The following is a 16,771-nucleotide window of genomic DNA, read 5'->3' on the forward strand; positions in this document are numbered from 1 at the left end:
GGACATCCCCATGGCTGTAAGCCTGTCCAAGGGCGGCAACGTCTCCCTCACCAAGGAGGCACCGGGCCTGACCGCCGTCACGGTCGGCCTCGGCTGGGACGTCCGCACCACCACCGGCACGGACTTCGACCTCGACGCCAGCGCGATCGCGGTCAACCCGAGCGGCAAGGTCTTCTCGGACCAGCACTTCGTCTTCTTCAACAACAAGTCCACGCCGGACCAGTCGATCGTCCACACGGGCGACAACGTCACCGGCCAGGGCGAGGGCGACGACGAGCAGATCAACGTCAACCTGGCGGGCCTGCCGGCCGACATCGACAAGATCGTCTTCCCGGTCTCGATCTACGACGCCGAGAACCGCAGCCAGAACTTCGGCCAGGTGCGGAACGCCTTCATCCGCATCATCAACCAGGCCGGCGGCGCCGAGATCGCCCGCTACGACCTCAGCGAGGACGCGGCCACCGAGACCGCCATGGTCTTCGGCGAGCTGTACCGCAACGGCGCGGAGTGGAAGTTCCGCGCCGTGGGCCAGGGTTACGCGTCGGGCCTCGTCGGCATCGCGCAGGACTTCGGCGTGAACGTCTGAGGCAGCCGAGGCAACAGCGCGAGCGGCCGAGACGCGCCTGAGCGTGAGCATTATGGGTGCGTGTGCGTGAGCGTGAGTGTTCTGGACGCGGGCGCGTGAGCGTTATAGGCGCCCAGGCGTCCATAGGAACGTAGGCGCCATCGGCACGTAGGCGCACGAGGGCTTGCAGGGCCGGTCCCCTTGGGGGGACCGGCCCTTCGTGCGTTCCCGGGGGCGGACCCTTCGTGCGTTTCCGGGGGGCGGGTCAGGCGACCGCATCCTCGGGGTCCGCTTCGGGAGGTGTGGCCAGCACGGCCACCTCGTCCAGCGACAGTCCGAGCGTGCCGGCCAGCGCGGCGACGGTGAAGAACGCCGGCGTGGGCGCCCGGCCGGTCTCGATCTTCCGCAGCGTCTCGGCGGACAGCCCCGCCGCCGCCGCGACCTCGACCATGCTGCGCGCGCCGCGCGCCGTACGCAGCAGCGCGCCGAGCCGTTCACCGCGTTCACGTTCCCAGGGGGTCAGTGGAGTTCGCACCATGCCCGTGATACTAATACCGGTAAAGAAATACCGGTAAAGAAATAACGCCTGCGTCGATGGCGGCGCCGGCGCTGGGGAGGTCGTACGGATGGTGGAAATCAAGACGGATGCCGCACTCGACGCGATGCGGGTGACCGGCCGGGTGGTCGCCGACGCACTGGCCGCGGTGCGCGCGGCCGCCGCCCCCGGGGTGCGGCTGCGGGAGCTGGACGAGGTCGCCCGTACGGTCCTGCACGAGGCCGGCGCCACCTCGCCGTTCCTCGGCTACCGCCCGTCCTTCGCCCCCACCCCGTTCCCGGCCGTGATCTGCGCCTCCGTCAACGACGCGATCGTGCACGGCATCCCGGACGCCTCGCGGCTGCGCGACGGCGACCTGGTGAGCATCGACTGCGGCGCCATCGTGGATGGCTGGGCGGGCGACGCGGCCGTCAGCTTCACGGTCGGCGCCGAGCGCCCCGAGGACCGGAGGCTGATGGACACCACCCGGCGGGCGCTGGAGGCGGGCATCGCGGCGGCCGTGGTCGGCGCCCGGATCGGCGATGTCGCGCATGCGATCGGCAGCGTCGGGCGCGCCGCCGGCTACGGCATTCCCGAGGACTTCGGCGGCCACGGCATCGGCCGCCGGATGCACGAGGACCCGGCGGTCCCCAACGACGGCCGCCCGGGCCGGGGCCTCGTCCTGCGCCACGGCCTGGTCATCGCCATCGAGCCGATGTTCCTGTCCGGCGGCACGAACGACTACCGCGCGGACGGCGACGGCTGGACGCTGCGCACGGTGGACGGCAGCCGCGCCGCCCACTTCGAGCACACGGTGGCGGTGACGCACGAGGGACCGCGGGTGCTGACGCTGCCGTAGGGGCGCGGTTCCAGCTCCAGCTACGGCCGCGGTTCCAGCTCCAGCTGCGGCCTCGGACCGGAGCCCAGGCCCTCGACACGGCCTGGGGCCGGGTTCTGGCCCTGAGCTTGGGCCGGGGCCTGGTCCTGAGCTTGGGCCTGGGCCTGAGCTTGGACCTGGGCCTGGGCCTGGGCCTGGGCCTGGGCCTGGGCCTGGGCCTGAGCTTGGACCTGGGCCTGAGCTTGGACCTGGACTGGGCTCCAAGCCCGGCCCCTCGGCTCCGGGTCTCGGCTCCGGGCCTCGACTGCGGACCCTGGCCAGGCCCTGCGCGGCCCTGCGCGGCCCGGCCCGGCCCGCCCCACCTCGTCGGGAATACCTCCCCCGCCCCGGCCCGTTGTGGCCCCGCAGGGGGCGCTCGCAACCCCTACGGGAAGCGTTCGACCCCGCCCTACGGGGCGTCTCCGGGCGTCCCCGGGTGGCTGCCGCTACTTGGCGAGCGCGTCCGCGCCGGCCTTGGCGTACTGCTCGTCGAGGGCTCCGCTCGGGGCGCCCGCGACGCCGATGCCCGCGATCGGGGCGCCCTCGGCCTGGACCGGGGTGCCGCCGGCGAGGAAGAGCGTGCCGGGGATGTCCTTGAGCGTGGGTGCCTGCTCCAGCCGCTTGACCAGCTCCGAGGTCGGGGCGTTCCAGGAGACCGCGGTGAACGCCTTGCGCGCGGCCGACTCGTACGACTGCGGCCCGGCGCCGTCGCCCCGCAGCTCGACGATGGTGTCGCCGTTGCGGTCCACGACGGCGACCGAGACGGCATGGCCGCCCTTCTTCGCGGCGTCCACGGCGGCCCGGGCGGCCCGGGTGGCGGCGCCGAGCGTGAGGTGGGTGCTGGTGCGGGTGAGGCTCTCGTCGACGGTGGCGGCGGCAGCGGTGGTGGCGGTGGCCCGCGCGGGGGCGGCGGTCGCGGAGACGGCGCCGAAGGTGCCCGCGCCGAGCAGGGCGAGCGCGACGGCACCGGTGGCGATACGGGCGCGCGGGGACAGCTTCTTGCCGGCCGGGGCCTTGGAGGAGGCGGGAGCGTCGGTCATCTGGGTGGTGGCGTTGTCAGTCATGTCCTCATCGTCGGGCGGACGCGGGGGCGGGCGGATCGGTGGTCCGGCCGGGATCGCCGGGCATGATGGGGGATACGGGGGTCGGCCGATCGGTTGATGCGGGAGGCTCGCCGCGCGGGCTAGGACTACGAGGTCACCACGACCACCAAGGTCACTATGGCCACCAAGGTCGCTATGGCCACCGATGCCACGTTGACCACAAGGTCACCATGGCCACGAAGTCGCCACGGCCCCGACGAGGAGATCCACGTGCACAGCGCCCCGCAGCCCCCGGCAGCGGACCCGCCGCGAGAGCCCCATCCGGACGCCCGCTGGCTGGGCCCGGTCATGCATATCGCGTTCTTCCTGCTGCTGGCCGCCTCGCTCGCCCGCTTCCTGATCCGGCACCCCGGTGAGCCCCGCACCCCCTGGATCATCGCCCTCAGCCTCGCCCTCGCGCTGCTGTACGTCCTCGGCCCGGCACTCGGCTCCCGTACGCACGACGAGCGGCGGCCCACCGCCCGCCGGCTGCTGTGGCTGGGTGCGGTGGTGGCGGCCTGGGTCGTCCTGGTCCTGCTCGCGCCGAGTTTCGCCTGGTGTGCGGTGCCGCTGTTCTACACCGGCCTGCAGACCCTGCCGGCCGGTGCCGCGTCGCTGCTGGTGGGACTGCTCACCGCGTTCGTCGTCGCCGCCCAACTGCGGCTGTCCACCGGCTTCGACCCGAATCTGCTGCTCGCCCCGCCTGCCGTCGCCGCGCTCGCCACCGCCGTGTTCATCCATATGGAGCGGCAGGCCGAACGCCAGCGGGCGCTGATCGACGATCTGCTGCGCACCCGCCGCGAACTGGCCGCCACGGAGCGGCGCGAGGGCACGCTCGCCGAGCGGCAGCGGCTGTCGATGGAGATCCACGACACCCTCGCCCAGGGGCTGTCCAGCCAGCAGATGCTGCTGCAGGCCGCCGACCGCGTCTGGGACTCCGAACCCGCCACCGCCCGCGACCATGTCCGTACGGCCACCGAGATCACGGCCCGCAACCTCGCCGAGGCCCGCCGCTTCGTGCACGACCTCGCCCCCGCCGACCTGGCCGACGGCGCCTCACTGCCGCAGGCGCTGCGCGAACTCGCCGCGCGGACGGGCGAGTCGGGGGTGGGCGGGGCGGAGGCGGATGGCGGGCCCGCCGCCCGTGGACCGGCCGTACGGTTCCATCAGGACGGCACGCCCGCTCCGCTTCCCGACCGGGTGCAGTCCGCGCTGCTGCGCATCGCCCAGGGCGCCCTGGCCAACGTCCGCGAGCACGCCGCCGCGACCACCGTCACCCTGACCCTCAGCTACCTCGGCGACCAGATCGTCCTCGACATCGCCGACGACGGCCGCGGCTTCACCCCGCCGCCGGCCCCGTACGCCCCCGCCTCCCCCGCCGCCTCCGGGCGCGTACGGGGGCACGGCCTGCCCGCCATGTACGCCCGGATGCGGCAGCTCGGCGGCACCCTCACCATTGAATCCGCACCGGGCGAGGGCACCGTCCTGTCCGCCGCCGTCCCCCTGGAGAACGCCCCATGACCCCATCCGCCGGCGCACCCGAGCACACCCCCGTACGCGTCCTGCTCTGCGACGACCACGCCGTCGTGCGCGCCGGGCTGCTCGCCCTGCTCAGCAGCGCCCACGGCATCGAGGTCATCGGCGAGGCCGGCGACGGCGAGGAGGCCGTGGCGCTGGCCGCCGCGCTGCGCCCCGACGTGGTCCTGATGGATCTCCAGCTCGGCTCCGGTATCGACGGCATCGAGGCCACCCGCCGCATCGCCCGCGCCGGGGCCGCGCCCTCCGCCCCCGGCTCACCCGGCTCGCTCTCCGCACCCGGCTCACCCTCCGGTTCCGGCTCGCCCTCCGCCGTCGGCTCATCCCCCGCCGGCCACGGCACCCCCCATGTCCTCGTGCTGACCACCTACGACACCGACGCCGACATCACCCGTGCCATCGAGGCCGGCGCCACCGGCTATCTGCTCAAGGCCGAGCGGCCGGAGGAGCTGTTCTCCGCGATCCGCGCCGCGGCCGCCGGCCGCAGCACGCTCTCGGCGCCGGTCGCCCATCGTGTCCTGGCCCAGATGCGCAGTCCGCGCCCCACCCTCACCGACCGGGAACTGGACATCCTCGGCCAGCTCGCGCGCGGGCTGAGCAACCGCGAGATCGCCCGCGCCCTCTTCATCAGCGAGGCCACGGTCAAGACGCACCTGGGCCGCATCTACGACAAGCTCGGCGTGGACACCCGCGCCGGCGCCGTCTCCGTCGCCAAGGAACAGCGACTGCTGCCCTGAGACACCGGCGGCCCCCTCGCTCATCCTCACTCCCCTCCCCCGTGCGTCGTCCTCATCCTCATCCCCCTCCCTTGTGCGGCGCCCTCATCCCCCGCAACCCCCCTCCGCTCCGGTGCGGGCGAGGGCCCGCCGCACCGGCGTGACACCATCACTACGTGATCGACCTCGGCTACTCCCTCTCCCGCCGCTTCCCGGATCCGCCGCAGACGGACTACCGGACCGCGGACGTGCACACGCTGCGCCACGACCTCTTCTGCGGCGACGTCTACATCGCCGACACGAAGACGGACCGCGAGCTGTCCACGGCCTGGGGCTGGGTGCCGGTCCTCGACTTCGCCTGGGCGCTCTGCGATATCGTCGAGCAACTCGACACCGACCCCCGCGGCAGCCGCTCCGCCCGCCCGATCCACGCGGAGCTGGACTTCACCGAATCCGCCGACCGGATGCTCTTCGAGCGCCGCTTCGGGTGGGTGGACGTCGACGCGGACTGGATGCCGGCCGACGAGGCCCCGCTCACCTTCAACCACTCCGCGCTGCGCCGCGAGGCCCGCGACTTTCTGCACGACCTGATCGCCGACCTCACCGACATGCACGACGGCCTCGGCGACAACCCCGCCATCTGGGACCTCCAGGCCCGCTTCCCCCGGGTCTGACCCCGCGCCCGGCGAGTCGGCGGCGCCTCGGGCGGCGTCGCGTCCTCGTCACGTCGCGGGCCCCGTCGAACTCCCCCGTACTCACTCCACCCGTACGCCTATCTGCGCCGCGAACGCCGGTGCCAGATCCATCAGCTGGGTCGCGCTGATCACCGCGCCCGACAGCCGGTCGATCCCCCGCGCGATGTCCACCGCGGCCGCGCCGCGCAGATCGACGTCCTTCATCCGTGCCTCGGAGAAGTCCGCCCGCGCCAGGGTGCAGTCGTCGAACGAGACCCGCTCCAGCTCCGCCCCCGCGAAGTCCGCCTCGATCAGCACGCAGCCCTCGAAGGCGACGTCCCGCAGCTTGGCGCTCCGCAGATTCGGGAAGTCGATCTTCCCGCCGCGCACCACGACCCGCTCCAGCACCGCACCGTGCAGCTGCACCCCGCCGAGCCGGGCGTCCGACACCTCCACATCGCGCAGCGACGCCCCGGACAGGTCCGTCCCCACCCCGCGCACACCGCTCAGCACGCTGTCGATGAACCGCGCCCGGCTGAGCACCGTCTCGTCGAGTCCGCAGCGCCGCACCGCGCAGTCCATGAACCGCGCGCCGCGCGCCGACTGCCCCGCCCAGTCGGCGTCCGCGAACTCCAGCCCGTCGTAGTCCCCTTCGACCTCCAGCTCCCCGCCGTCGTACGCCACCAGCTCCGGCAACCGCACCTCCGGCCGCCGCACCGCCCGTACCGTCCCCTTACCGCGCCCCGTCACGCGATCACCTTCTTTCCGTCCTCGTGCCGTGTCCTCGTGCCGTGTCCTCGTGCCGTCTGCGCACCGCCGCCGCGCCGTCCGCGTTCCGTCCTCGCGCCGCCGCTGTTCCGTCCCCGTCCCGGTCCCGCCTTCTCGTTCCGCGCCTGCCCATTCATCGTGGACCACCCCACTGACAATCCGCCCTGACCTGCGAAAACAGTGGATGTCGGACGTCGCTCGCGCGCTCGGCACAGGCAACGGGCCACCCAGGCACACGCCTCGGACCGGCCGGACTGCCCCGCGGATGGGGGTTGACCTCAACAGGGCTTGAGGTAACAGAGTGTTGGCGTTCGTCCGCCGGGCAGGGCCACCGCCCACGCCCCAACCGCCAAGGAGACAGCGCCATGCACGCGATACGGCTGCACGCCTTCGGCCCCGCCGAGAACCTCACCCACGAGACCGTCGAGGACCCCTTGCCGGGCCCCGGTGAGGTCCGCGTCGCAGTGGCCGCGGCCGGCGTCCACCTCCTGGACACGGCCCTGCGCGAGGGCCAGGAGGGCGGGCCGGTACCGCTCCCCCAGCTCCCGACCGTGCCCGGCCGGGAGATCGCCGGCACGGTCGACGCGCTCGGCGAGGGCACCGACCCCGCCTGGCTCGGTCGGCGCGTCGTCGCCCATCTCGGCGCGGCCCCCGGCGGCTACGCGGAACTGGCCGTCGTGGCCGCCGACCGGCTGCACCCGATCCCCGAGAAGCTGACCGCCGCCCAGGCTGTCGCCATGATCGGCACCGGCCGCACCACCATGGGCATCCTGCTCTTCGCCGACCTCACCGCCTACGACATCGTCCTGGTCACCGCGGCCGCCGGGGGCATCGGCTCACTGCTCGTCCAGCACGCCAGGAACGCCGGCGCGACGGTCATCGGGCTGGCCGGCGGCACCATCAAGGCGGCGTGGGTCCGCGAACTGGGCGCCGATCTCGCCGTCGACTACACGGACGCCGACTGGCCGTCGCTGGTCCGCGCCTTCCTCGACGAACGTGGTGCACCCGGCGCCACCGTCGTCTTCGACTCGGTCGGCGGCGCCCCCGGGCGCGCGGCCGTCGGGCTCCTCGCGGAGGGCGGCCGCCATCTGGTCTTCGGCTGGTCCTCACAGGGCCCTCTCACCGGCGGCCCGCTGGAGTTCACGGACGGCGAGCTGGCGGCCCGGGGGATCACCTCCGAGCAGGTTCTCGGACCGCCCATGCTGGCCCGTGCCGGCGGCGACAACCCGATCCGCACCCTGGAGACCGCCGCGCTGGCGGAGGCCGCGGCCGGCCGGCTCGCACCGGCGGTCCATGCCTTTCCCCTGTCGGAGGCCGCGGCCGCCCACCGCGCCCTGGAGACCCGCGGGACGATCGGGAAGGTGGTCCTGGTGCCATAGTGGCGCCGCCGCCGGCGACCGGACCTGGCGGGCGGCGCCCCGGGAATCGGGCCTCAGACCCGTTCCTCCCCCGTCCCCGCTAGCCCACGGCGGGTAGCGCACCGCGGCTAGCGCACCACCGCCATCTCCCGCGCCGTCTCGTTCAGTCGCCGCCCGCCGGTGTCCGTGCACGTCACGATGTCCTCGATCCGCACCCCGAACCTCCCCGGCAGATAGATGCCCGGCTCGATCGAGAAGCACATCCCCGGTACGAGCGGCAGATGCTCGCCCTCCACCATGTACGGCGGCTCATGCGTGGTCACCCCGATGCCGTGCCCGGTCCGGTGGATGAAGTACTCGCCGTACCCCGCCGCCTTGATCACCCGCCGGGCCACCCGGTCGATGTCCTGGCAGGCGACGCCCGGCCGTACCGCCTCGAAGGCCGCCTGCTGCGCCTCCCGCACGATGTCGTGCACCTTGCGCTCCTCGGCGCCCGGCTCGCCGACGTGCACGGTCCGCGTGGTGTCCGAGCCGTATCCGTCCTTCAGGCCGCCGAAGTCGAGCACGACCATGTCGCCGTCCTCGATGACCCGCTCCCCCGCCTCATGGTGCGGATTGGCGCCGTTGGGGCCCGACCCGACGACCGTGAAGTCCACCTGGCTGTGCCCGTGCTCGATCAGCAGCCGCGAGAGGTCGCCGGCCACCTCGGACTCCCGCCGCCCGGCGAAGCGCACCCCCAGGATGTCCTCGTACGTCGCGTCCGCGGCGGCCCCGGCCGCGGCCAGCCGCGCCACCTCGTGGGCGTCCTTGACGGCGCGCAGCATCGGCAGCACCTCGGTCAGCGCGGCGTACGCGCTCCCCGGAAGCGACCGCTGCAGCCCCAGCAGATGCATCGCCCAGGTCTCATCGGACACTCCGTAACGCCCTTGGGGATCGATCCACTTGGCGATCTCCGCGTACGGGTCCGAGCCGTCGCTCCACCCGGACACCTCCATCGCCCCGCTCGCGGTGGAGTGCTCCGCGTCCGGCCGCTCCAATACGGGCACCAGCAGCCGCGAGGGCCGCCCCGGCGCGATCACCAGGGCGGTCAGCCGCTCCGTGACCGCGGGCGGCTGGTAACCGCACAGCCAGGTCAGATCCGGCCCCGGCGTCACCACCAGCCCGGCCAGCCCCGCCTCGGCGGCGGCCTGCCCCGCCCGCTCCATGCGCCGCTCGTAGTCCTCTTGGGTCATCGAATTCACCATGCCGGTGAACTTACGCCGCCGCCCGCCGGACGTCCCGTCAGAAAAGAACGTCCCCAGCCGCCTTCACCCCACCAGTGCCCCCAGAAACGCCTCTTCGGTCCCGTCCCCGCACCCCGCCCGCCCCCGAGTCCCCCTCCCAGCCCTCACACCCGCTCCCCCACATCCATCCCCCACACCCATCCCTCATCCGACCCTGACTCCCGGCCTTCGCCGGTCATCCTTGAGGCGCCCTCCGCGCCTGGCGGGTGCGACCAGAGGGGGAGGCGGAGATCGGTCGGCGGGTCGACTACTCGGCGTGTTCACTCTGAGTACGGTGACCCGGAGAGCGAAGAAGCCGCGTGCCACAGCGCAGACAGCGCCACGCGGCCGACCGCGCAGCACGAACCGCACGCAGCACGGACCGCCCAGCACGGACAAGGCACAGAAACGGGCCGAGGTCACCATGGCACCACCGCACCAGCCGTCCCGCCGCTCCCGGAGCGACGCGCTTTTCGTGATCATCTTCGTGGCGGTCGCGGCCCTCATCCTCGGCGGGATGCTGTGGGCCAAGAACAACGTGTCCGAGATCAAGAAGTGGCGGGGCGAGAACGCCTGGTCCCTCACGTACGAGGCCACGTCCTCCCGCGGCGAGCCCCAGGCCGCCACGCTGAACTACCGCCACAACCCGGACCGTTCCAAGGCCGACCACAAGAACGTACGGCTCGGCCCGACCAAGCTGCCCTGGAGCACGGAAGTCCTCGTCAACACCGGCCAGGAGGCTCGCGTGGAGGTCACCCCGACCGGGAACGGCACCGTCTCCTGCCGCATCCTGCTCGACGGCGTCCGCGTCGTCGCCACGGCCAAGTCCCCCGCCCCCGGCAAGCCCGCCATCTGCCACGTGACCACCAGCAGCACCCCGGAGAAGTGGCCCCGCTGACGACGCCCCCCATGACGGAGTCCCCCAACGGAGCCCCACTGACGGACCCCCTGACGAAGCCCCGCTGACGAACCCTCCAACGGAGCCCCACTGACGAAGCCTCATCGGCGACGACTCATCGACGAAGCTTCGCTAGGCCCGAGGCGGCCGAGCCGCGCGTCGGACACCCCACGACCGCCGCCCCAACTCCCTCCCGTTCTCGCCCCCGTGAACTCCCCCCCTCCGCGCGGCACCCGCCCGTGGACCCTGCGCCACCGGTACGCCATACACCGTTCACCCACTCCTGGTGAGCTGCCAGCGTCCGGCGACAGCCGGTCGTAGACGAGGAGATCTCATGCGAAGACTGCGCCTGTCCCGCCGCCGCGCCATAACCGGCGCCGCCGTGCTGCTCGCCACCGGTGTGGCCATCCCCGCGGGAGCGGCCGCGTTCGGCCCCAAGGACCAGGCGGCGCGCGCGATCCAGGGCGGCAAGGCGAAGAACGTCATCCTGCTGATCGGCGACGGGATGGGCGACTCGGAGATCACGCTGGCGCGGAACTACACCGTGGGTGCCGCGGGCCGGCTCAACATGGACAAGTTCCCGCTGACCGGCGCGTACACGACGTACGCGGTCGACAAGAACGGCAAGCCGGACTACGTCACCGACTCCGCCGCCAGCGGCAGCGGTTGGGCCACCGGGCACAAGACGGTCAACGGCCGCATCTCCAAGACGCCGGACACCGACAAGGCGCTGCCGACGATCCTCGAACTGGCGCAGAAGGGCGGTTACGCGACCGGCTCGGTCACCACCGCCGAACTGACCGACGCCACCCCGGCCGTGCTCGCCTCCCACGTCACCGACCGCAGCTGCCAGGGTCCGGCGGACATGGCCAAGTGCGCGGCGGACACGATCGCCGAGGGCGGCCCCGGTTCGATCGCCGAGCAGAGCGTCAACCACAAGGTGGACGTGCTGCTGGGCGGCGGAAAGCAGCGCTTCGACCAGAAGATCACCGAAGGCCCGTACAAGGGCATGACGGTGGCGGAGCAGGCGCGCAAGCTCGGCTACGAGATCGTCACCGACAAGCAGGGCCTCCAGGGCGTCAAGGGCGGCAAGCCGGTCCTCGGGCTCTTCGCGCCGGGCAACGTCCCCGTCGAGTGGACCGGCAAGCCCGCGGCCGTCGGCGGCACCGACCCGCAGCGCTGCACCACCGGCAACCCGAAGCGCCCGGCCGGCACCCCGGCCCTGGACGAGCAGGCCACCAAGGCGATCCAACTGCTGGAGGACAAGCAGAAGTCGAAGCGCGGGCAGGACCGGGACAAGGGCTTCTTCCTCCAGATCGAGGGCGCCTCGATCGACAAGCAGGACCACGCCGCCGACCCCTGCGGCCAGATCGGCGAGACCGCGGCCTTCGACCGGGCCGTGAAGGTGGCCCGCGACTACGCCGCCAAGCACCCCGACACGCTCGTGGTCACCACCGCCGACCACGGCCACACCAGCCAGATGGTGCCGCTGGAGGCGAACCCGCCCGGCCTGTCCTCCACCCTCGTCACCGATGAGGGCGGCCGGCTGAAGGTCAACTACTCGACCAACACGCCGGGCCAGTCCCAGGAGCACACCGGCACCCAGGTGCGCATCGCCGCGCAGGGCCCGCAGGCCTACCGCGTCCTGGGCGTCACCAACCAGACCGACCTCTTCACCACCCTCCGCAAGGCACTGCAGCTCCGCTGAAGCCTGCCGACAGACGTTTGTCGAGGGGAGGGCCGGGATCCATCGGCCCTCCCCTCGTGCCGTCATACGGCGTGAACGCCCGCGTGCCGCGAACCGCCATTCCGTACGGTGACCTGACTCCTCACCTGAGAGCACGACACGTCCAGTGCCTCCGAGCGCGGACCGCCCGACCGCGTCCCCAAGCCGCCCGTGGTTGTTCAGCAGCCCGCTCTCACGTGCCTCCGCGCCGAAGCCGGAGCCGCAGAACGCCGATGGCCATGGTGTCCGGCCCGCGCCTGCGGAGCCAGGGCGGCGGTCCAGCAGTTCGACGTATTTCCGGTCGAATACAGGCGAGCGCCGATTCCGAATATCTCATGCCGCAACTACAGAAATGACCACTGGCGCGGTAGGGGTTTTTTACTCTCTCGAAAGCGCCGGGATCATGTGCCGCGCATGGCTGCCAGTACCGTGCTACCGTCGATCTCAGTTGCAGTTGTGGTTCCCAAGACTTCAAGCGTGCTCCCTGTCGTACAGGGCAGAGCGCTTTCGTATTTCCGGTGCTTATTTCCGGACGGGCAATCAACGCAGCGATACGGAGCTCACACGGTGTGGGCTCCGGGCACTGCCCCGAAGGAGATATGACATGGCTACTGGCACCGTGAAGTGGTTCAACGCGGAAAAGGGCTTCGGCTTCATCGAGCAGGAGGGTGGCGGCGCCGACGTCTTCGCCCACTACTCGAACATCGCCGCCCAGGGCTTCCGTGAGCTGCAGGAGGGCCAGAAGGTGAGCTTCGACGTCACGCAGGGCCAGAAGGGCCCGCAGGCCGAGAACATCGTTCCCGCCTGACGCTGACGCGTACACCGTAGCTGGGGCCCGCACCTTGGGTGCGGGCCCCAGCTCGTTGCTTTTTCGCTGTTTCCCGCGGGCCCGCAACGGCCGCACGCATGGCGTGCGAGCAGCCAGTTGGGCTTCTTTGCGGCGCCGATCCCGCTTCGGCATGCAGGGTCGACATGTTTCCGACCCGCTTCGTTTCATCTCATTTCATCGGTTCGTTCTTGCGATTCTCTGTGTGCGGCTCATTGCCGCCGGGAATTCCTCGACGTACCGCATCGAGGAAGGTTCTCCATGAACCGCACAGCTCGCACGAATGACCGCTACTCCCGCTCTGGCGGCTCGTCCGGCTCAGGCCGCGGCGGCTACCGCTCCGGTGGGTCGAACCGCTCGGGCACGGGCCGTTCCGGAGGCCCCGGACGGCGTCGCGCGACCCTGCAGGGAGAGTTCGCCCTGCCCGTCACCCACACTCCCGCCCTGCCCCCGGCCGCGACGTTCGCCGAGCTGGACATGCCGTCGGCGCTGCTGGCGGCCCTCAGCGCGGAAGGCATGTCCGCCCCGTTCCCCATCCAGGCCGCCACGCTGCCGAACTCGTTGGCCGGGCGCGATGTTCTCGGCCGCGGTCGCACCGGATCGGGCAAGACGCTGGCCTTCGGTCTGGCCCTGCTGGCCCGTACCGCCGGGCAGCGCGCCGAGCCCCGCCAGCCGCTGGGACTGGTCCTGGTCCCCACCCGGGAACTGGCCCAGCAGGTCACCGACGCCCTCACCCCCTACGCCCGGCCGCTCAAGCTGCGGCTGGCCACCGTCGTCGGCGGAATGTCGATCGGCCGCCAGTCCAGCGCACTGCGCGGCGGGGTCGAGGTGGTCGTCGCCACGCCGGGACGGCTCAAGGACCTCATCGAGCGCGGTGACTGCCGGCTGAACCAGGTCGGCGTCACCGTGCTGGACGAGGCCGACCAGATGGCCGACATGGGCTTCATGCCCCAGGTCACCGCGCTGCTCGACCAGGTTCGGCCCGAGGGGCAGCGGATGCTCTTCTCGGCCACCCTGGACCGCAACGTGGACCTCCTGGTCCGGCGCTACCTGACGGACCCGGTGGTCCACTCCGTCGATCCTTCGGCGGGCGCGGTCACGACGATGGAGCACCACGTGCTGCACGTCCACGGCGCCGACAAGCACGCCACCACCACCGAGATCGCCGCCCGCGAAGGGCGCTCGATCATGTTCCTGGATACCAAGCACGCCGTGGACAACCTCACCAAGCATCTGCTGAACAGCGGTGTCCGCGCCGCGGCCCTGCACGGTGGCAAGTCCCAGTCCCAGCGCACCCGCACCCTGGCCCAGTTCAAGACCGGCCATGTCACCGTCCTGGTGGCCACCAACGTCGCCGCCCGCGGCATCCACGTCGACAACCTCGATCTCGTCGTCAACGTCGACCCGCCCAGCGACCACAAGGACTACCTGCACCGCGGTGGCCGTACCGCGCGCGCCGGCGAGTCCGGCAGCGTCGTCACCCTCGTCCTGCCCAACCAGCGCCGCACCATGGACCGCCTGATGGCGGACGCGGGCATCACCCCGCAGACCACCCAGGTCCGCTCCGGCGAGGCCGAACTGAGCCGCATCACCGGCGCCCAGGCACCCTCCGGCACCCCGGTCACCATCGCCGCACCAGTTGTCGAACGTGCCAGGCGCAGCGGCTCCTCCACGCGAGGCCGCCGCAGCCGCCCCGCCCAGGCCCGTCGTGCCGCCGGATCAGCCCGGACCGGGACACCTACTGCGCGGCAGACCTCCTCGGCCCCGGCCGCCTAGGCCGGTCAGGACGAACACGCTCGGCTCATCGGATCACCATCGTCCCGGAGGCTTTCGTTGATGTTGCAGAGCTACCCCCAGGCGGACTGCTCCGGCAGCGCAGCCGGCGACGTCATGTCGTCGACGGGACCACAGGTCGGCGACGACATGATCGTCGACGTGGCTCTGTCCGTCCTCATCGGGGCCGGTGCCGACTATCTCCTCGTCCGTGACGAGGACGGGCGGTGTACGGGCCTGATCACCCGTTCCCAGATCACGGCCCACCGCCAAGGCTCCTGGTACACCGAGGAGACCCGGTTGCGGGAACTCGTCTACGACCGTGGGCCCTTCACTTCACCCGTGATGTCTGCGCACGACGCGGAACGCGCCATGCGTCAACGCGCGCTGCGGGCCTCACCCGTGATCGGTGAGGACGGGCACGCCCTGGGCGTCGTCGTCCTCGCCCGTTGACTCCTCCCCGTCCGGGCCGGCGATCCGTTTCCGGCCTCTCTACGACCCTGTCGAGGCACTATGCGCGTGGTCATCGCCCGCTTCCCTTTCGACCTGACCAAGACCGAGGTTCAGGACGCGATGAAGGGCATCAAAGCCGAACCCATCACGGGTGAGTCCGTGCTCATCGGTCGCCGCCATTACCCCGTCAAGCAGGTCGGGGAGATCATCACCCGGCAGGATCGCCGTGACTTCTCCGCAGGTGAAGTGACCCGAGCCCTGAGCCGCCTCGGCTTCGTGTGCCGCCCGGCTGCCGCGCTCGTGCCACCGACCGGTCTCACACCACTGGAGACGGCGTCGGCCTTGCTGGGGCACCCGACCCGAGCCTGACCGGACCGCTGTGGGCAAGGAATCCGCCCCGCAGCTGCCAACTCAGCGGCGGAAGAGCGCAAGGCTCCTACGTCCAGGCGCCGGCGCCCCCTATGGCGAAGCGCCAGATACCACCCGTCTCGGGAAGGCCGGGACTTCACACGAGGTGCCTCAGCGGCCGGTGAGAAGAGAGCGGAAGACGGCCGAAGCCGTTCCGGCTCTCCCATACCTCGGCTACAAGGGCCATGCCTGACAATGCAGGCCCGGCGGTGCGAGGCCGACCTGCTCCCCTATGGGGAGCTTTGGTGGCCGCCCGTGGCGCCGCGCCACTCGGTCAGAAGAAGAGCCGCATCGTCCAGCGGCAGGTAGACCCGCACACCGTCGGCCTGCTCCACCTCGACGCGGCGCCCGTCCAGGAAGGCCCGGCCTGCGTCGGAATCGCTGATCGGCTGCGGCTCACCGGTCACCAGCCCCTCGCCGGGCACCGGCACCAGCTGCCCGTGGTCCTGCAGCAGGATCCCGATCTCGCGGCCGCCGAGCCTGCCCACCACTTCCGCGACCAGCGGACCGAGCGGATGCGGCGGAGACTCGTTCCCCCGGTCCGGCAAGGTCCCCAGAAGTTGCTCCGCGAACGCTTCCGACCGGCCCGGGCCCCTGTCCGGGGCCGGCGTTCACCTCCGGCCATCGCCGACCCTTTGCCGGCAGCCTGCAGGGGTGGTGCCCATGGCGGCGCGGGCCATGCTCAGGCGAACGTTCTCAGAATGTGCTCATGCTTCGCGTCGGCCTACGGAATCACGTCGATGGCCGGATCCGTCTGCGGCGGAATCACCAGCAGGTCCCAGCGGCCGACGGTGCAGGAGAGCAGCAACAGCTTGTCGGGGTCTTGCTCGGCCTTGAACCAGCCGATGCACACCACGTGCCCATCAACGGGCGGGAGTTTCCCGACCGGAGCCCGGGGCCGGGGGGTGACGTTGTCGGTGAGACGGCGGATCATGTGCCATCCGGTGCCGCCGTTGAGTCAGGGGTGCGTTCGCGCGGGGGCGCCGGGTTGAGGTCGCTGAAGGCGACGTTCGCTGCATCGGCGGTTGCGCCGAGTTCGAGGGTGTAGTGGCCGCCTCCGTGGGGCGGGGCGTTGGTGAGCGGGCGACGCCGCGGGCGCATGCTCCCGCCCCGCTTGGGTCGGTCGTGCCGCCGGTCTCCATTTGTGCCGCCGGGCCGGTCTTCCACCCGGATGGCAATCTTCCGGGGGTGCTTGAGACAGAAGCCCACTCACTGACTGTTGAGAAAATCTGTCACACTGAGAGTAGACATGGGTGCGTGCGGGGGTTAGTGTTTCCTCGTACCCAAGAAGTCGAAGAGGGCGCGGCAGAGATG

The 16,771-nt window shown here is 71.7% G+C and carries 18 protein-coding genes; 12 read left to right on the plus strand and 6 right to left on the minus strand.

Going from position 1 to position 16,771, the window contains the following annotated elements; all coding sequences use genetic code 11:
• Positions 1–10: 10 nt before the first annotated feature.
• A complete protein-coding gene (locus ACZ4NB_RS16105) occupies positions 11–586 on the plus strand; it encodes a TerD family protein (protein WP_393488317.1) in 576 nt (191 codons plus the stop codon).
• Between the two features lie 244 nt (positions 587–830).
• On the opposite strand, the gene ACZ4NB_RS16110 is transcribed toward ACZ4NB_RS16105, so the two are convergent.
• Positions 831–1,103, minus strand: a complete 273-nt coding sequence (locus ACZ4NB_RS16110) for a helix-turn-helix domain-containing protein (RefSeq protein ID WP_467661922.1) — start codon at positions 1,101–1,103, stop codon at positions 831–833.
• 88 nt (positions 1,104–1,191) lie between these two features.
• On the opposite strand from ACZ4NB_RS16110, the gene map reads away from it, so the two are divergent.
• Complete coding sequence (gene map, locus ACZ4NB_RS16115) at positions 1,192–1,959, plus strand: type I methionyl aminopeptidase (protein WP_467661924.1); 768 nt, start codon at positions 1,192–1,194, stop codon at positions 1,957–1,959.
• A gap of 464 nt (positions 1,960–2,423) precedes the next feature.
• On the opposite strand, the gene ACZ4NB_RS16120 is transcribed toward map, so the two are convergent.
• Positions 2,424–3,017, minus strand: a complete 594-nt coding sequence (locus tag ACZ4NB_RS16120; RefSeq protein ID WP_467662169.1) for a GlcG/HbpS family heme-binding protein — start codon at positions 3,015–3,017, stop codon at positions 2,424–2,426.
• A gap of 351 nt (positions 3,018–3,368) precedes the next feature.
• On the opposite strand from ACZ4NB_RS16120, the gene ACZ4NB_RS16125 reads away from it, so the two are divergent.
• From ACZ4NB_RS16125 to ACZ4NB_RS16135, 3 genes are all read left to right on the plus strand, one after another.
• Complete coding sequence (locus ACZ4NB_RS16125; protein WP_467662171.1) at positions 3,369–4,580, plus strand: sensor histidine kinase; 1,212 nt, start codon at positions 3,369–3,371, stop codon at positions 4,578–4,580.
• Positions 4,577–5,332 (plus strand): response regulator, encoded by a 756-nt coding sequence (locus ACZ4NB_RS16130; protein ID WP_467661926.1) that lies wholly within the window; start codon positions 4,577–4,579, stop codon positions 5,330–5,332. Before ACZ4NB_RS16125 ends, ACZ4NB_RS16130 begins: the two co-directional genes overlap by 4 nt.
• Positions 5,333–5,487: 155 nt before the next feature.
• Positions 5,488–5,985, plus strand: coding sequence for a hypothetical protein (locus ACZ4NB_RS16135; protein ID WP_467661928.1), 498 nt, complete (start codon positions 5,488–5,490; stop codon positions 5,983–5,985).
• Between the two features lie 81 nt (positions 5,986–6,066).
• On the opposite strand, the gene ACZ4NB_RS16140 is transcribed toward ACZ4NB_RS16135, so the two are convergent.
• Complete coding sequence (locus tag ACZ4NB_RS16140) at positions 6,067–6,735, minus strand: pentapeptide repeat-containing protein (RefSeq protein ID WP_467661930.1); 669 nt, start codon at positions 6,733–6,735, stop codon at positions 6,067–6,069.
• Positions 6,736–7,118: 383 nt separating this feature from the next.
• Here ACZ4NB_RS16140 and ACZ4NB_RS16145 point away from each other — a divergent pair, with 383 nt between their 5' ends.
• Entirely contained in the window at positions 7,119–8,132 is a 1,014-nt protein-coding gene (locus tag ACZ4NB_RS16145) for a zinc-binding dehydrogenase (protein WP_467661932.1), read from the plus strand.
• A gap of 107 nt (positions 8,133–8,239) precedes the next feature.
• On the opposite strand, the gene ACZ4NB_RS16150 is transcribed toward ACZ4NB_RS16145, so the two are convergent.
• Positions 8,240–9,343, minus strand: coding sequence for a M24 family metallopeptidase (locus ACZ4NB_RS16150; protein WP_467661934.1), 1,104 nt, complete (start codon positions 9,341–9,343; stop codon positions 8,240–8,242).
• Between the two features lie 454 nt (positions 9,344–9,797).
• Here ACZ4NB_RS16150 and ACZ4NB_RS16155 point away from each other — a divergent pair, with 454 nt between their 5' ends.
• From ACZ4NB_RS16155 to ACZ4NB_RS16180, 6 genes are all read left to right on the plus strand, one after another.
• Positions 9,798–10,271: a hypothetical protein gene (locus ACZ4NB_RS16155; RefSeq protein ID WP_467661936.1), complete on the plus strand. Its 474-nt coding sequence runs from the start codon at positions 9,798–9,800 to the stop codon at positions 10,269–10,271.
• 334 nt (positions 10,272–10,605) lie between these two features.
• Positions 10,606–11,979 (plus strand): alkaline phosphatase, encoded by a 1,374-nt coding sequence (locus ACZ4NB_RS16160; RefSeq protein ID WP_467661938.1) that lies wholly within the window; start codon positions 10,606–10,608, stop codon positions 11,977–11,979.
• Between the two features lie 622 nt (positions 11,980–12,601).
• The gene (locus tag ACZ4NB_RS16165) at positions 12,602–12,805 is read left to right on the plus strand and encodes a cold-shock protein (RefSeq protein ID WP_030809828.1); all 204 of its coding nucleotides are present in this window, start codon (positions 12,602–12,604) and stop codon (positions 12,803–12,805) included.
• A gap of 279 nt (positions 12,806–13,084) precedes the next feature.
• Positions 13,085–14,599 carry a DEAD/DEAH box helicase gene (locus tag ACZ4NB_RS16170; RefSeq protein ID WP_467661940.1) on the plus strand — a complete coding sequence of 505 codons (1,515 nt, stop codon included), beginning with the start codon at positions 13,085–13,087 and terminating at the stop codon, positions 14,597–14,599.
• 60 nt (positions 14,600–14,659) lie between these two features.
• Entirely contained in the window at positions 14,660–15,049 is a 390-nt protein-coding gene (locus tag ACZ4NB_RS16175; protein ID WP_467661942.1) for a CBS domain-containing protein, read from the plus strand.
• Positions 15,050–15,109: 60 nt separating this feature from the next.
• Positions 15,110–15,418, plus strand: a complete 309-nt coding sequence (locus tag ACZ4NB_RS16180) for an SCO5918 family protein (RefSeq protein WP_467661944.1) — start codon at positions 15,110–15,112, stop codon at positions 15,416–15,418.
• A 269-nt stretch (positions 15,419–15,687) separates the two neighbouring features.
• Here ACZ4NB_RS16180 and ACZ4NB_RS16185 read toward each other — a convergent pair whose 3' ends face one another.
• The gene (locus ACZ4NB_RS16185; protein ID WP_467661946.1) at positions 15,688–15,948 is read right to left on the minus strand and encodes a hypothetical protein; all 261 of its coding nucleotides are present in this window, start codon (positions 15,946–15,948) and stop codon (positions 15,688–15,690) included.
• Between the two features lie 233 nt (positions 15,949–16,181).
• Positions 16,182–16,391, minus strand: a complete 210-nt coding sequence (locus ACZ4NB_RS16190; protein WP_467661948.1) for a DUF5994 family protein — start codon at positions 16,389–16,391, stop codon at positions 16,182–16,184.
• Between the last annotated feature and the right edge of the window lie 380 nt (positions 16,392–16,771).

The organism is Streptomyces sp. NPDC026575 (assembly GCF_055567415.1).

Excerpts from the sequence above, each read along its gene's own strand:
- ACZ4NB_RS16170 (WP_467661940.1), top strand. The coding sequence starts at position 13,085 with ATGAACCGCACAGCTCGCACGAATGACCGCTACTCCCGCTCTGGCGGC.
- ACZ4NB_RS16150 (WP_467661934.1), bottom strand. The coding sequence starts at position 9,343 with ATGACCCAAGAGGACTACGAGCGGCGCATGGAGCGGGCGGGGCAGGCC.
- map (WP_467661924.1), top strand. The coding sequence starts at position 1,192 with ATGGTGGAAATCAAGACGGATGCCGCACTCGACGCGATGCGGGTGACC.
- ACZ4NB_RS16180 (WP_467661944.1), top strand. The coding sequence starts at position 15,110 with ATGCGCGTGGTCATCGCCCGCTTCCCTTTCGACCTGACCAAGACCGAG.
- ACZ4NB_RS16165 (WP_030809828.1), top strand. The coding sequence starts at position 12,602 with ATGGCTACTGGCACCGTGAAGTGGTTCAACGCGGAAAAGGGCTTCGGC.
- ACZ4NB_RS16120 (WP_467662169.1), bottom strand. The coding sequence starts at position 3,017 with ATGACCGACGCTCCCGCCTCCTCCAAGGCCCCGGCCGGCAAGAAGCTG.
- ACZ4NB_RS16160 (WP_467661938.1), top strand. The coding sequence starts at position 10,606 with ATGCGAAGACTGCGCCTGTCCCGCCGCCGCGCCATAACCGGCGCCGCC.
- ACZ4NB_RS16125 (WP_467662171.1), top strand. The coding sequence starts at position 3,369 with ATGCATATCGCGTTCTTCCTGCTGCTGGCCGCCTCGCTCGCCCGCTTC.
- ACZ4NB_RS16145 (WP_467661932.1), top strand. The coding sequence starts at position 7,119 with ATGCACGCGATACGGCTGCACGCCTTCGGCCCCGCCGAGAACCTCACC.
- ACZ4NB_RS16110 (WP_467661922.1), bottom strand. The coding sequence starts at position 1,103 with ATGGTGCGAACTCCACTGACCCCCTGGGAACGTGAACGCGGTGAACGG.
- ACZ4NB_RS16190 (WP_467661948.1), bottom strand. The coding sequence starts at position 16,391 with ATGATCCGCCGTCTCACCGACAACGTCACCCCCCGGCCCCGGGCTCCG.
- ACZ4NB_RS16155 (WP_467661936.1), top strand. The coding sequence starts at position 9,798 with ATGGCACCACCGCACCAGCCGTCCCGCCGCTCCCGGAGCGACGCGCTT.
- ACZ4NB_RS16130 (WP_467661926.1), top strand. The coding sequence starts at position 4,577 with ATGACCCCATCCGCCGGCGCACCCGAGCACACCCCCGTACGCGTCCTG.
- ACZ4NB_RS16105 (WP_393488317.1), top strand. The coding sequence starts at position 11 with ATGGCTGTAAGCCTGTCCAAGGGCGGCAACGTCTCCCTCACCAAGGAG.
- ACZ4NB_RS16175 (WP_467661942.1), top strand. The coding sequence starts at position 14,660 with ATGTTGCAGAGCTACCCCCAGGCGGACTGCTCCGGCAGCGCAGCCGGC.